The 12,842-nt window shown below is 65.3% G+C and carries 15 protein-coding genes and 3 tRNA genes; 14 read left to right on the forward strand and 4 right to left on the reverse strand.

The features are described from left to right. Positions 1–14 precede the first annotated feature (14 nt). The 3 genes from AC3WTE_RS16395 to AC3WTE_RS16405 form a co-directional block, all read right to left on the reverse strand. Positions 15–722, reverse strand: a complete 708-nt coding sequence (locus AC3WTE_RS16395; RefSeq protein ID WP_492439081.1) for a crotonase/enoyl-CoA hydratase family protein — start codon at positions 720–722, stop codon at positions 15–17. A gap of 75 nt (positions 723–797) precedes the next feature. Continuing rightward, positions 798–1,634, reverse strand: a complete 837-nt coding sequence (locus AC3WTE_RS16400) for a DUF8453 domain-containing protein (protein WP_492439210.1) — start codon at positions 1,632–1,634, stop codon at positions 798–800. A gap of 121 nt (positions 1,635–1,755) precedes the next feature. After that, positions 1,756–2,469: an MBL fold metallo-hydrolase gene (locus tag AC3WTE_RS16405; RefSeq protein WP_459366721.1), complete on the reverse strand. Its 714-nt coding sequence runs from the start codon at positions 2,467–2,469 to the stop codon at positions 1,756–1,758. A 266-nt stretch (positions 2,470–2,735) separates the two neighbouring features. Here AC3WTE_RS16405 and AC3WTE_RS16410 point away from each other — a divergent pair, with 266 nt between their 5' ends. The 13 genes from AC3WTE_RS16410 to AC3WTE_RS16470 all read left to right on the forward strand — a co-directional run bounded on the left by AC3WTE_RS16410 (position 2,736) and on the right by AC3WTE_RS16470 (position 9,501). Next, a complete protein-coding gene (locus tag AC3WTE_RS16410; protein ID WP_492439083.1) occupies positions 2,736–3,575 on the forward strand; it encodes a type IV toxin-antitoxin system AbiEi family antitoxin in 840 nt (279 codons plus the stop codon). Between the two features lie 279 nt (positions 3,576–3,854). Next, positions 3,855–3,927 (forward strand) — tRNA-Thr (locus AC3WTE_RS16415). A 66-nt stretch (positions 3,928–3,993) separates the two neighbouring features. After that, positions 3,994–4,070 (forward strand) — tRNA-Met (locus AC3WTE_RS16420). Positions 4,071–4,106: 36 nt separating this feature from the next. After that, positions 4,107–4,274: a 50S ribosomal protein L33 gene (gene rpmG / locus AC3WTE_RS16425; RefSeq protein ID WP_059015841.1), complete on the forward strand. Its 168-nt coding sequence runs from the start codon at positions 4,107–4,109 to the stop codon at positions 4,272–4,274. Positions 4,275–4,283: 9 nt separating this feature from the next. Beyond that, positions 4,284–4,760, forward strand: coding sequence for a (3R)-hydroxyacyl-ACP dehydratase subunit HadA (hadA, locus tag AC3WTE_RS16430; protein WP_459366719.1), 477 nt, complete (start codon positions 4,284–4,286; stop codon positions 4,758–4,760). Further along, positions 4,747–5,175 carry a (3R)-hydroxyacyl-ACP dehydratase subunit HadB gene (gene hadB, locus AC3WTE_RS16435; RefSeq protein ID WP_459366718.1) on the forward strand — a complete coding sequence of 143 codons (429 nt, stop codon included), beginning with the start codon at positions 4,747–4,749 and terminating at the stop codon, positions 5,173–5,175. The genes hadA and hadB overlap by 14 nt, the downstream gene beginning before the upstream one ends. A gap of 2 nt (positions 5,176–5,177) precedes the next feature. Then, positions 5,178–5,690, forward strand: a complete 513-nt coding sequence (hadC, locus tag AC3WTE_RS16440; RefSeq protein WP_492439085.1) for a (3R)-hydroxyacyl-ACP dehydratase subunit HadC — start codon at positions 5,178–5,180, stop codon at positions 5,688–5,690. A gap of 144 nt (positions 5,691–5,834) precedes the next feature. Further along, positions 5,835–5,907, forward strand: a tRNA-Trp gene (locus AC3WTE_RS16445). A 63-nt stretch (positions 5,908–5,970) separates the two neighbouring features. Beyond that, on the forward strand, positions 5,971–6,438 hold the full coding sequence (gene secE / locus AC3WTE_RS16450) for a preprotein translocase subunit SecE (RefSeq protein WP_492439087.1): 468 nt from the start codon (positions 5,971–5,973) through the stop codon (positions 6,436–6,438). 155 nt (positions 6,439–6,593) lie between these two features. Beyond that, the gene (gene nusG, locus AC3WTE_RS16455; protein WP_492439211.1) at positions 6,594–7,334 is read left to right on the forward strand and encodes a transcription termination/antitermination protein NusG; all 741 of its coding nucleotides are present in this window, start codon (positions 6,594–6,596) and stop codon (positions 7,332–7,334) included. A gap of 71 nt (positions 7,335–7,405) precedes the next feature. Continuing rightward, positions 7,406–7,837 carry a 50S ribosomal protein L11 gene (rplK, locus tag AC3WTE_RS16460; protein ID WP_138232256.1) on the forward strand — a complete coding sequence of 144 codons (432 nt, stop codon included), beginning with the start codon at positions 7,406–7,408 and terminating at the stop codon, positions 7,835–7,837. A 118-nt stretch (positions 7,838–7,955) separates the two neighbouring features. Then, positions 7,956–8,666 (forward strand): 50S ribosomal protein L1, encoded by a 711-nt coding sequence (rplA, locus tag AC3WTE_RS16465; RefSeq protein WP_459366714.1) that lies wholly within the window; start codon positions 7,956–7,958, stop codon positions 8,664–8,666. A gap of 172 nt (positions 8,667–8,838) precedes the next feature. Then, complete coding sequence (locus AC3WTE_RS16470; protein ID WP_492439089.1) at positions 8,839–9,501, forward strand: M15 family metallopeptidase; 663 nt, start codon at positions 8,839–8,841, stop codon at positions 9,499–9,501. 1 nt (position 9,502) lies between these two features. On the opposite strand, the gene AC3WTE_RS16475 is transcribed toward AC3WTE_RS16470, so the two are convergent. Next, the gene (locus AC3WTE_RS16475) at positions 9,503–10,447 is read right to left on the reverse strand and encodes an endonuclease/exonuclease/phosphatase family protein (protein WP_492439091.1); all 945 of its coding nucleotides are present in this window, start codon (positions 10,445–10,447) and stop codon (positions 9,503–9,505) included. 447 nt (positions 10,448–10,894) lie between these two features. Here AC3WTE_RS16475 and AC3WTE_RS16480 point away from each other — a divergent pair, with 447 nt between their 5' ends. Beyond that, entirely contained in the window at positions 10,895–12,811 is a 1,917-nt protein-coding gene (locus AC3WTE_RS16480) for a cellulase family glycosylhydrolase (RefSeq protein ID WP_492439093.1), read from the forward strand. Positions 12,812–12,842: the final 31 nt, after the last annotated feature.

Raw genomic sequence — 12,842 nt, forward strand, 5'->3', positions numbered from 1 at the left:
GTCGAGGCGGGGCGTTATCCGCCGAACTCGGCGGCCAGGCCGTCGATGCCGGCCTGGATGGCGGCCAGTGAGTCGGCGCGGGCCTTGAGCTTGCTGGCCAGGTGATGGTGGGCGTGCAGGGTCGCGGCGAATCCGGCGGCCACCTCCTGAGCACGGCTCAACACGTCCTCCGGCGCCACGATCTCGTCCAGCCAGCCGCCGGCCCGCGCCTCTTCGCCGGTGAACGTCGCCGCCAGACCGACCGCACGCTGGAAGGCCGAATTGGTCAACCTCATGCGGAGGATGTCGATGCACGCCTGCGGCACCGTCATACCGATGGCCACCTCGTTGGCCTGACAGCGGGTCTTCTCCGAGCCGACCCGGTGGTCACCCGAGCACAGTAGGAACGATCCGCCGGCGACGGCCGGCCCGGTGGCGGCGACCACCACGGGAACGGGGAAGCGCAGGAGCCGGACCATCAGTTCGATACCGCCGCGCAGCATCGCGAACCCGGCCGCCGCGTCCCCCGAGCCGAAGATCGCGAGGTCGAAGCCGGCGCTCAACACCCGGTTGTTGCCGGAAAGGACGATCGACTTGACCGCTCCGGCCGCCGCTGCCTGCTCGGCCTGGTCCAGCGCGGCGTGGATGTTCTCCTGCATCGTCGGGCTCAGGACGTTGACCTTGCCGTCGTCCAGCGTGATGGTGGCGACTGCATCGGTCACGGCGTAGGCGACGGTGCTCATCGGTTCTCCCTCGGTAGGTCCCCAGTCCGGGAACTGGTTTGAGCCGATGCTAGACGGGCCTTGGGCGGCGTCCTCTCAGTGGACGGCGTTGCGGTGGCGGCCTTTCGGGCCGTCGTCGATCCACTGGATTTCGAGCTCGGTGGTCTCGTCGGACTCCCTGCTCCGCCAGCGGTCCTGGGTTTCCCGCACCGCCCGGTTCATGCGATCGATCTCGGCCCGGAAGACCTCAGGCTGGGTCTCCTTGGACGCGTAGTGGAAGTACGTCAGCACGCTGCGGAGCAGCTCGAGCTTCTGCTTCTCCCGCTTGGCGAGGTCGTGGGTCGTCATCAGTTCCAGCCGTTGCACCGGCTGCAGTGCGGCCCAGTCCAGCACCGCCTTGGACTCGAACTCGCGGGGCTTCGGGCCGAACCGAGACTTCTTGCCGGCCGCGGGAGCCGGCATGTCGTAGTAGGTGAGGGTGCCCTCGAACCGCGACCGGATGGACCCGCCCAGCTCCTCACGGCTGATCGCCGAGTCCCAGACGGTTCGCCACTCCTGTCCCGGAGCCAGAACCGATAGTTCGCTGGGCAGCCGGAGCTCGGTGACGTCGAGCTCGCCGTCGTGGTCGGAGTCCTCGTAGATGGCGACGGTCGGATGATTGGTGAACGCGAACGAGATGTTGTGCGCCGCGGTCTGCCCGAAGTTGCGGACCACCAGTTCGATGAGGTGCCAGTCCGACGCGTGCGGCTCCATGAACATGGTTACCTGCGGGCGGACCTGATCCTGCTTGAGCTGGCGATTCTTGGACAGCTGGCGGTTCACGACGATCAGTACGACGACGCCGAACACCAGGGCTGCCCAGGCTGCGATGGCCAGCCAGCCGCCCGATCCCAGACCCGTCAGATCGTCCCAGCGTTGAGATATCCAGTCCACCGCGCCATCCAGTCCGCTCAAGTCAACGATCGGTTTTGAATCCGACAATAATATTCGCTGGTGAACTTGTACAACGGAAGCAAGGCAGTAGCTGCGCGCTGAGGTTCAGGCGACGGCGCCGCTAGCCGCCCATCAGCATGCGCCACTGGTCCAGGTTGCTGGCCCGGTAGACGTAGTTGTTGCGGCGCACATCGTCGAGCGGCGCGCTGGGTTCGGCCGAGTACCAGTGTCCCGGGAAGACCGTCGGATCGCCGGGCAACGCGGCCAGCGCCTGCAGGCTGCGGAACATGTCGTCGACGTTCCCACCGGGGAAATCGGTGCGACCGCAGCCGTCCAGGAACAGGGTGTCGCCGGCCACCAATCGGCCGTCGAGTAGGAAGCACTGGCTGCCGGGAGTGTGCCCGGGGGTGTGCAACAGCTCGATCGGCACGGCCCCCACCTGCACGACGTCGCCGTGCTGGTGGGACGTCAGCTCCGACGGCGCGATGCCGGTGACCCGCGACACCCAGTCGGCCTCGTGGGCGTTGACGTGTACCGGCACGCTGACCCGCTCCAGCAGCTCGGCCAGGCCCGCCAGCGTGTAACCCATCATCGAGCCCCCGACGTGGTCGGGGTGGTGATGGGTGACGAGCACGCCGGACAGGTGCATGCCGTCGGACTCCAGGACGTCGACCAGATCACCCGCGGCGTAGGCCGGATCGACGACGACGCAGTCGCCGGTGTCTCGGTCGCCGATGAGGTAGGCGAAGTTGCGCATCTGCTGGGCGATCGGGTCGGTCGCGGCGAAGTCGCGGCCGGCGAGCAACTGACGGAAATACAGGCGGTCATCAGGCATGCCGACAGCCTAGGAGGGCGGTCGGGCCGCGTTGAAGTGCGTAGCTGCAATCTCACGGCGCGGCACGCGCGTTGATTGAAGCCACGTACCGATTTCGGGCTCGGGGCGTCCCTGGCGTCAATCAGGAGCGGTGGGGCCGCCTATTCATTGACGCCTGGGATTTTCGCGACATCCGAGCAGTCCACAGTGCGACGTTCATCCACAGAGTGAACTCAGCGGCACTGCGTGGACGCGGCAGTGTCGGAGGCCGCCGACAGCATCGCGCCATGGGGGTATTCATCGGCAGCGAGGCATTGGCCGCGGGGAAGGTCACGCGCAACGACCTGCGACGGCATTACAAGCGCATGTTTCCGAACGTCTACGGACCGCCCGAGCCCTCCATTCGGGACCGTGCGCGGGGTGCGTGGCTGTGGTCTGGCCGCCGCGGTGTCATCGCGGGAGTGGCGGCGTCGGCGCTGCACTGGGCGGAATACGTCGACGACGACGTCCCGGTCGAGATGCTCTGGCGGAATGGTCGCCCGCCGACCGGTTTGATCGTGCGGAATGAGGCGTACGCCGCGGATGAGGTCACGACGTACAACGGGATTCCGCTCACCACGCCGGCGCGGACGATCTTCGACCTGGGTCGACACCTCGATCGCGATGCGGCCGTTGCACGGATCGACGCGCTGCTGTGGGTGGGTCGGGTCGGCGTGCGTGACGTTCAGCCGATCATCGGGCGGTATCGGTGGGCGCGAGGTCTTGAACAGCTGCGCGTGGCGCTGGACCTGGCCGACGACGGCGCCGAGTCACCGCGAGAGACGCGGCTGCGTCTGCTCCTCACCGACGCCGGAATGCGCCCGACCGACACCCAGATCCCGGTCTACGAGGGCAACCGCCTGATCACCAAGTTCGACATGGGCTGGAAGCACCTTCTCGTCGGGGTCCAATACGACGGCGGTCACCATCAGACCGATCGCGACCAGTACGTACGCGATCAGCGGGCGCTGCCAAAGCTCGAAGCGCGCAACTGGATCGTCGTCAAGGTGATCAAGGAGGACAGCGACGATGACGTCCTGGCCCGGGTGGCGGCAGCCTTGTTCCGCCGCGGGTGGCGGGCCGCCTAGCAGTGCCTGAGTTCAATCAGCACGTCTGGGTGGGCTGGGTGATTGAGCACAGGGATCGATTCGACGCCGCAGAAGTACCTGGCTTCAATCGGCGCATGACGAGGTGGGTCGTCACCGAAGCCAGGGAGACATCAAGAGCAAACCCCGCGGCGGGGCCGCTGAACGAGCCAAAATACGGCGGTTACGCTGCCGTTTTGGCAGGTGAAACTGCGAGACGGTAACCTCTTTAAGGCCCGCGGGGCAGACGGTCGTAACCGGCAGTCCGAAACCGAGGGTCAGGCCCCCTTAGCTCAGTCGGCAGAGCGTTTCCATGGTAAGGAAAAGGTCAACGGTTCGATTCCGTTAGGGGGCTCGGTGGACATATGGCGAGCGGAGCGACGGAAGTTATATCCGCCGCTGCGCCGCCTGTGTCTGTCGGGGCGGTGTAGCTCAGCTGGTTAGAGCGCACGACTCATAATCGTGAGGTCGGGAGATCGAGCCTCCCCACCGCTACCAGCACAACAGAGATTTCGAAGCGAAAGAGGCAGAATCGTGGCGTCGAGTACCGACGTACGGCCGAAGATCACCTTGGCCTGCGAGGTGTGCAAGCACCGTAATTACATCACCAAGAAGAACCGCCGCAACGACCCGGATCGGCTCGAACTGAAGAAGTTCTGCCCGAACTGCGGTACGCACCAGCCGCACAAAGAGTCGCGTTAGTCACTCGTCGTGGGTCTGGCGGACATTGTCGGTTTTCACTACCGGCATCCCGAGTGCTACGAGGTCGGTCGCGAGAAGATCCGTGAGCACGCGATCGCCGTCCAGAACGACGACGCGTGTTTTCACCAGGAGTCGGCCGCGGCTGAACTCGGCCACGGCTCGTTGCTGGCACCGTTGACGTTCATCAGCATTTTCGGCTATCAGGCGCAGCTGGCGATGTTCGAGGCCGCCGGCATCGCCATTTCCGACGCCAAGATCATTCACGTCGACCAAGAGCTGAGGTTCCTCGCTCCGATCAGGGCCGGGGACAAGCTCTACTACGACGTGTACGTCGACTCGTTCCGCCAGGCACACGGCACTGACATCGTTGTGACCAAGAACATCATCACCAACGATCGTGGTGACGTTGTGCAGGAGGCCTACACGACCCTGGCGGGTCGGTCGGGTGAAGACGGAGATAAGGGGTTCGCAGATGGCGCTTCGTGAGTTCAATTCGGTCAAGGTCGGTGACGAGCTGCCCGAGAAGACCATCAAGCTGACCCGGCAGGATCTGGTCAACTACGCCGGCGTCTCCGGCGACCTGAACCCGATCCACTGGGACGACGAGATCGCCAAGCAGGTCGGTCTGGACACCGCCATCGCCCACGGCATGCTGACCATGGGTCTCGGCGGCGGGTTCATCACCAACTGGGTCGGTGATCCGGCTGCCGTCACCGAGTACAACGTCCGCTTCACCTCGGTGGTCCCGGTCCCCAACGACGGCATCGGCGCCGAGCTGGTCTTCAGTGGCCGCGTGAAGTCGGTCGACGAGGACACCAAGTCGGTGACCATCGCGCTTTCTGCCACGACCGGCGGAAAGAAGATCTTCGGCCGCGCCGTCGCGACCGCGAAGTTGGCCTAGTCATGCCGGTGAACCCCGACATCCTCGGGATGGTCCACAAGTACCCGCAGGTCTTCACGGTGGGGCGCGAGCAGGTCCGGCAGTACGCCAAGGCCGTCAAGTCGGATCACCCCGTCTCGATGGATGAAGCCGCCGCCGCCGAGTTGGGCCATGACACCCTGATCGCCGGTCCGACGTTTGTGGCGATCGTTGCGCTGCTGGTCCAGCAGGATTTCTTCCGCGTCGTCGATGTCGGCATGGATACCATGCAGATCATCCAGGTCGACCAGAAATTCGTGTACCACCGCCCGATCAAGGTCGGGGATCGGCTGCACGCGACTGTCGAGATCGTCTCGATCGAGCATCGGTTCGGTGCCGACATCGTGCAGACCCGCAACACGCTCACCGATGACGACGGCGGCCTCATCATGGAGGCCTTCACCACGTTGATGGGCCACGAGGGCGACAATTCCGTGTCCGTGCGATACGACCGCGAGACCGGGCAGGTCCTGCGCGCGGCGGCCGGAGCGGATTAGTAACTCAGACTGGGGCCGTTGTACACTCGGTCCTCGGGGATCCACCCTTTTCAGCGCGCTGTCCGTCGGTTACGTATCGACCGATCGGGGAGCGCGCGAATTGTGTGAGGACCCAGCCAGAAGTGCCGGCGTGGCCGGTACTGAAGGGGCGTAGCTCAATTGGCAGAGCAGCGGTCTCCAAAACCGCAGGTTGCAGGTTCAAGTCCTGTCGCCCCTGCTCAACTGAACATCGATGTGGACACTGGAAATGTGACCACCTGGAACAGACGAAAGGCATGCGGTGAGCGACGAGCGCGATAGTGCCGGCTCCGCAGGCGCCGGTACTGAAGCGGGCACCGACGCGGGCGACGGCGAGTCGCAGGGCCAGACCGCAGTTGTGACGCGCCCGGCGCGTCCGACCGGAAAGCGGGCCCGGCGGGCCGTCGAGGTCGACGATTCCGAGTCGGACGTCGAAACCGACGCCGCGGACTCCGACGCTGAAGACAGTGCCGCCGACGCGGACAAGAAATCGAAGAAGCGCGACAAGCCGAAGAAGGCCGTCAAGACCGGTGCGTCTCGGAACCCGTTCGTGTTCGTCTGGAATTACCTCAAGCAGGTCGTCGCCGAGCTGCGGAAGGTCATCTGGCCGAACCGCAAGCAGATGATCGGCTACACGACTGTCGTACTGGTGTTCCTGGTCTTCATGGTGGCGCTGATCGGTGGGGTCGACTTCGGCCTCGCCAAGCTCGTCATGTGGGTGTTCGGCTGACGCCGAGCGCCCGCCGGTGACGAGCTCAAGAACGTAAGAGAGGACTGACTACCGTGACTTTCGATGGCGAGACACCTTCGGATGAGTCCGACGTGACCGCCGAGGCAGTCGAGTCGGTGGAGACCTCGGAAGACACCGTGGACGCTGACGACACCGTGGATGCCGACGACGCCGTAGCCGACTCGGCCGACGCTGCAGAAGCGCCCGAGGCGACCGACGTGGTTGTCGACGAGACGGTCGAGGCCGCCGCCGAGGAGCCCGAGGACGAGGATCCCGCGGTCGCGCTGAAGAAGCAGCTGCGTCGGCAGGCAGGCGAGTGGTACGTCATCCACTCGTACGCCGGTTACGAGAACAAGGTGAAGGCCAATCTCGAGACCCGCGTGCAGAACCTGGACGTCGGCGACTACATCTTCCAGGTCGAGGTGCCGACCGAAGAGGTCACCGAGATCAAGAACGGTCAGCGCAAGCAGGTCAACCGCAAGGTGCTGCCGGGCTACATCCTGGTGCGCATGGACCTCAACGACGAGTCGTGGGGCGCCGTGCGCAACACCCCGGGCGTGACCGGGTTCGTCGGTGCGACCTCGAAGCCGTCGGCGCTGTCGCTCGACGACGTCGTCAAGTTCCTGCTGCCGCAGGGCGCCGCGAAGAAGCCCGCGAAGGCGACCTCGGCCGCCGCTGCGTCGGGCTCCGAGGGCGAGGCCACCTTGGCGCGTCCGGAGATCCTGGTCGACTTCGAGGTCGGCGAGTCGGTCACGGTCATGGACGGCCCGTTCGCCACGCTGCCCGCGTCGATCAGCGAGGTCAACGCCGAGCAGCAGAAGCTCAAGGTGCTGGTGTCCATCTTCGGACGCGAGACGCCCGTCGAATTGACCTTCACGCAGGTCAGCAAGATTTAATCGCGAGCTTCGGCTCTCGGTTAGCAGGAACGTAGTCGCGCCGCGACTACCTAGAAAGGAACACCACACCAATGGCCCCGAAGAAGAAAAAGGTCGTCGGGCTGATCAAGCTGCAGATCCAGGCCGGCGCGGCCAACCCCGCCCCGCCCGTGGGTCCGGCGCTCGGCCAGCACGGCGTCAACATCATGGAGTTCTGCAAGGCGTACAACGCCGCGACAGAAAGCCAGCGCGGAAACGTCATCCCCGTCGAGATCAGCGTCTACGAGGACCGCACGTTCACGTTCGTTCTGAAGACCCCGCCGGCTGCCCGGCTGCTGCTCAAGGCTGCGGGTATCCCGAAGGGTTCGGCCGAGCCGCACAAGACCAAGGTCGCCAAGATCAGCTGGGACCAGGTCCGCGAAATCGCCGAGACCAAGAAGGAAGATCTCAACGCGAACGACATCGACGCCGCCGCCAAGATCATCGCCGGCACTGCCCGGTCGATGGGCATCACCGTCGAGTAATCCCCGGGTTCGCGCAACTGCGTGAATCCACCTGTGGAAGAGCCCGCTTCGGCTCGGTGATGAGCGCTCTCGCGAAGAGCGTTCAATCCAGACCACAACCTCTAATCAGGAGATTTGAATGAGCAAGAACAGCAAGGCATACCGCGAAGCTGCCGAGAAGGTGGACCGCGACAACCTGTACACCCCGCTCCAGGCCGTCAAGCTGGCCAAGGAGACGTCCTCGAAGAAGCAGGACGCGACCGTCGAGGTTGCGATCCGGCTGGGTGTCGATCCTCGTAAGGCAGACCAGATGGTGCGTGGCACCGTCAACCTGCCGCACGGCACCGGTAAGACCGCCCGCGTAGTGGTGTTCGCGGTTGGTGAGAAGGCCGAGGCCGCTGTGGCCGCCGGCGCCGATGCCGTCGGTAGCGATGACCTGATCGAGCGTATCCAGGGTGGGTGGACCGACTTCGACGCCGCGATCGCGACGCCGGACCAGATGGCCAAGGTGGGTAAGATCGCCCGCGTTCTCGGCCCGCGTGGCCTGATGCCGAACCCGAAGACCGGCACGGTGACCCCGGACGTGGCCAAGGCCGTGTCCGACATCAAGGGCGGCAAGATCAACTTCCGTGTCGACAAGCAGTCCAACCTGCACCTGATCATCGGCAAGGCGTCGTTCGACGAGGTCAAGCTGGCCGAGAACTATGGTGCCGCGCTGGACGAGGTGCTGCGTGCCAAGCCGTCGTCGTCGAAGGGCCGTTACCTGAAGAAGGTCACTGTCTCGACGACCACCGGCCCGGGTATCCAGGTCGACCCGGCTGTCACCCGGAACTTCACCGAAGAGGCGTAGTCCGAATCCGCTTTCGTAACGGAGCCCCGCACGACCCAGGTCGTGCGGGGCTCCGTCGTTTCCGGTCGACGTCTCCAGGAGCGAGTGGCAGAGCTGGTTCCGCGCCGGCGCACCTCGGCGTACCGACCCGATCCGGTAGTGGTGCGGCGCCAGGATCTGGCAACCTCGACACATGTTCGTGCGAACACTCGCCGTCACCCTGGGCGCCCTGCTATCGGTCGGCAATTTCGGGCCGGACCTCGGCACCGCCTCGGCCGCACCCCAGCCCGCCCCGCCGCCGGTGTCGCCGCAGGCCGCGGCGGCCGGACTGATCGACGTCCGGACCGTCGTCCCCGATGCGGTGATCGACCTGCGGTACGCCACGCCGAACAACTTCGTCGGCGTTCCGCTGTATCCGGCCGACGCGCGGTGCCTGATCCACGAATCCATGGCGGCCGGGCTGGCCACCGCTGCCCGGATCCTGCGCGCGCGCGGCGAGGTGCTGACGTTCTGGGACTGCTACCGACCGCATGAGGTGCAGGTCCGGATGTTTCAGGCAGTGCCGGATCCGAACTGGGTCGCCAAACCCAGCCAGTTCGCGCGCAGCCACGAGTCGGGTCTGTCGGTGGACGTCACCATCACCGGCGTCGACATGGGGACTGATTTCGACGACTTCACCCCGCGCGCGACGGCGTATGCGACCGCGGGCGTCACCCCGGCGCAGCAGGCCAACCGCGCCCGGCTGCGGGACGCCATGGTCGCCGGTGGGCTGAGCGTGTATCCGGGGGAGTGGTGGCACTTCAACGGGCCGGGAGCGGCCGAGCCGCGCCCGATCCTCGACGTACCGGTGAACTGAGTCAGGCGGCGACCAACTGGGCCAGCAGCGCCCGGTGATCAGAACCGGCCACCCGCAGCGTCTGCACTGACGTGGCCACGTAGCCGCGGGTGAGGATGTGGTCGACGGCGAACGCCGGCGGCGTGAAGATGTCGGCCGGGTGCGTGCGCACTATTCCGGCGCCGGCCTGAGCGCCGGCATCCTGATAGCCCTGCCGCAGCAGCCGCCGGAACTCGCGCATGTCCGGGGTGGCGTTCAGGTCGCCGGCCAGCAGCACCGGACCGGAGCTCACCTGCACCGCCTTCAGCAACGTATCGGCCAGTCGGGCCAGGTCGTCGCGCCAGCCCTGCAGGGGGTCCGGCCACGGCGCCGAGAGGTGAACGGTCATCACCCGCGGTGCGATCGGCGCTCCGGGAACGTCGACATCGACGGCCAGCATGCCGAGCCAGAAGCCGTCGTCGATGCGGACGTCACTGATCGGGTAGCGGCTCCAAATGCCGACACCGCCGGGCTCATCCATCTCACGCAGGGCGCGGTAGGGGAACAGCCGGTCCAGCCCGGCGGCCTCCAGTCGTGACAACGCGGCAGGTGTAAGTTCTTGCAGCGCAACGATATCCGCGCCGTCCTCGGCATACCGGACGATCGGTTCGGCCTCGGCCCGGCCATAGCGCAGGTTGGCCGACAAGAACCGCAGCGGAGTGCCCGCCGGTGCTTTCGCGCGTCGGAACAGGGGCAGCTGCACGACGACCGCTGCGACGGCGGCGGCCATCGCGACTGCGGTCAGCGGCCAGTTCTCTGCGATCCCGAACAGCGCGGCAGCCACCGGAGCGCCGACGACCAGGTACGGCACGGCGGCGGCCAACGCCAACAGCGACCGGTTGACGATCGGAATCCAGCGCACCGCGATCCCGGCTCCGGCCGCGCACAGTGCGATGGCGCCCGCGTACGTCAGAACTGAATGCCACATGGTGTCGGCTCGCCCTTCCATTGATCGGTGCTGCAGAAGCCTATGGGCTGGCCTCGCGTCACCGGCTACCGAACCGGTGCAAAAAATGTACCGTAGGTATTTACCGTCCTCGCCAAGCGAGTTTGGCAACAAAAATCGGCATTTGCTGCAAGCGCGGATTCGTTGTGATAAGGAAAAATATTCAAAATGGTAAATTGGAATTATCTGCCAATGAGCTAGAAATCTACTGTGAGCTAATTACGGCGTTTCAGCTGCTTATTGACCATAGGTATGTTTACGCGTGTAACGGTTCTGTGGATTCCACATGTCAATTACCGGTAGTGTTCCCGCCATTAATAGGCGGCCTAGTAATGGTTCGCCAGGTGCCGAATTTCGGGCAAGGGGACACGTATGTACTCATCGCTGCGCGGGTCGCTTCGTACTTGCACATTTCGTGGGCTTATCGCGGTGCTTCCGGTCTCGATGATCTGCGTGTACAGCACGCCATCGGTCCTGCCGGCGAGACTGGTCACGGCGCAGGTGGAAAACACCGCGGAAATCGTCTCGTCCCCGTCGAGTATCGGGATCGCCGATTCGGGGTTGTACGGCGAGACTCAGGCGCAGATCAACCAGACGCTCGACACCCTGCAGTCCATCGGGGTCCAGGATGTCCGCGTCTTCGTCCCGTGGATCTACGTCGAACCCGCCAACGGCGTCTACAACTGGTCCAGCATCGACATGGTCATCCAGGCTGCCCAGGCGCGGAACATGGGCGTCATGGCCGAGGTCGCCAGCACGCCGCTGTGGGAGGGCTCTTCCACCGCGATCACCGGTGCCGGGACGCCCAACCCCGCTGACTACGCCTCGTTCGTGACCCAGGTGGCCCAGCGGTACGGCACGGCCATCTCGGCGTACGAGATCTGGAACGAGCCGAACTACGTGCTGTCGTCCGATCCGATCGACCCCGTCGCCTATGCGGCCTTGTTGAAGGCGGCATATCCGGCGATCAAGGCGGTCAACCCATCTGCCACCGTGGTGGCCGGTGCGCTGGGTAGCGTGATTACCTTCGGCAGCATCACGATGGACCCGACGACCTTCGTCCAGCAGATGCTGGCCGCGGGTGCGGCGAACTACTTCGACGCACTATCGTTCCATCCGTATCAGGAGTCGCTGCCGTTCTCCCAGGGCCTTGGCGTCGCGAATTCTCCTCTGACGCAGCTGAATACGATCTACCAGCTGATGACGCAATACGGTGACGGGCTCAAGAAGATCTGGATCAGCGAGTTCGGCGCGTCCACCAACGACGTGAGTCAGCAGACTCAGGCCGACCTGATCAAGAACCTCCTCGACACCTGGCAGACCATCGCCTACGCCGGCCCGGTATTCATCTACACCGCCCAAGACGGTGTTCCGGGTGCCGCCGGGTACGGCATCTGGAACGCCGACTGGACGCCGAAGCTCGCCGTTGCCGTGGTCCAACAAGCGATTCAGCAGTATTCGGGCGGCCTGCTGGGCGCCATCGGCTCGACTGTTGGCGGCGTCGTCTCGGGAGTCACCTCGGTGGCCCAGTCGCTGGCCAACCTGCTGCAATCGATCAGCTTGGCCATCCAGGGCGAATTTCAGCAACTGGGGCAGGCGATCAATGCGTGGTTCACGGCGGTCTCCTCGCAACTGACCGGAACCCTGCCGTCGTCCACTCCGTTGGCCGCGAAGGTGACGGCGGCTCCGCTCAAGACCGCGGCGGTCACGCCCGCGGCGACGGCCGCGACGACTGTGGCGGCGCAAACCACGACCGTGACGACGTCGGGAACCCAGAAGAGCTCGTCGACCGGGACAAGCGGAGCAATGGGGACAACCGGGACGACGGGCACGACTGGGACGACGGGCACGACTGGAACGACCGGAACGACTGGAACGAGCGGGTCGACGGGCACTACGGGAACCACCGAGTCGACCGGGACGACCGTCACCGCGGTGCCGGTGGCCGCCACGGCGACGTCGTCGGCAACGAGTCAGTCGTCTTCCGGCGCAACGGGTTCGGGTACGACGCCGAGCACCTCGTCACCCGCTGGCGAGTCATCGCCCTCGCCTTCAACCGGCACATCCGGACCCGTCTCCAGCGCAGCCTCGTCGACCACTGCCTCCGGCAAGTCGTCGGGCCCCGGCAGCAAGGCGGATGACGCGTCTGGCGCGCAGGACGACTCGAAGGTCAAGTCCAGCAAGTCGGGGAAGTCCGACAAGTCCGACACGTCGGGCAACGCGGACGACTCAGCTGGTGTGAAGGGCAAGCCCACCAAATCCGGCGACTCCTCGTCGGACAACGGATCGACCGGCACCAACAAGGGATCGCGCAGCGGGCACGGCGCTGACCACGCCGACCACTAGGAACCCGGCAAAACAGAAGCGCCCCCCTGCC

Source organism: Mycobacterium sp. FW102-FHT13B02 (assembly GCF_058790275.1).

Bases quoted from the DNA above. Each gene is read 5' to 3' on its own strand.
- rplK (WP_138232256.1), top strand. From the start codon at position 7,406: ATGGCCCCGAAGAAGAAAAAGGTCGTCGGGCTGATCAAGCTGCAGATC.
- rplA (WP_459366714.1), top strand. From the start codon at position 7,956: ATGAGCAAGAACAGCAAGGCATACCGCGAAGCTGCCGAGAAGGTGGAC.
- AC3WTE_RS16405 (WP_459366721.1), bottom strand. From the start codon at position 2,469: ATGCCTGATGACCGCCTGTATTTCCGTCAGTTGCTCGCCGGCCGCGAC.
- AC3WTE_RS16470 (WP_492439089.1), top strand. From the start codon at position 8,839: ATGTTCGTGCGAACACTCGCCGTCACCCTGGGCGCCCTGCTATCGGTC.
- AC3WTE_RS16395 (WP_492439081.1), bottom strand. From the start codon at position 722: ATGAGCACCGTCGCCTACGCCGTGACCGATGCAGTCGCCACCATCACG.
- AC3WTE_RS16410 (WP_492439083.1), top strand. From the start codon at position 2,736: ATGGGGGTATTCATCGGCAGCGAGGCATTGGCCGCGGGGAAGGTCACG.
- hadB (WP_459366718.1), top strand. From the start codon at position 4,747: ATGGCGCTTCGTGAGTTCAATTCGGTCAAGGTCGGTGACGAGCTGCCC.
- hadC (WP_492439085.1), top strand. From the start codon at position 5,178: ATGCCGGTGAACCCCGACATCCTCGGGATGGTCCACAAGTACCCGCAG.
- AC3WTE_RS16475 (WP_492439091.1), bottom strand. From the start codon at position 10,447: ATGTGGCATTCAGTTCTGACGTACGCGGGCGCCATCGCACTGTGCGCG.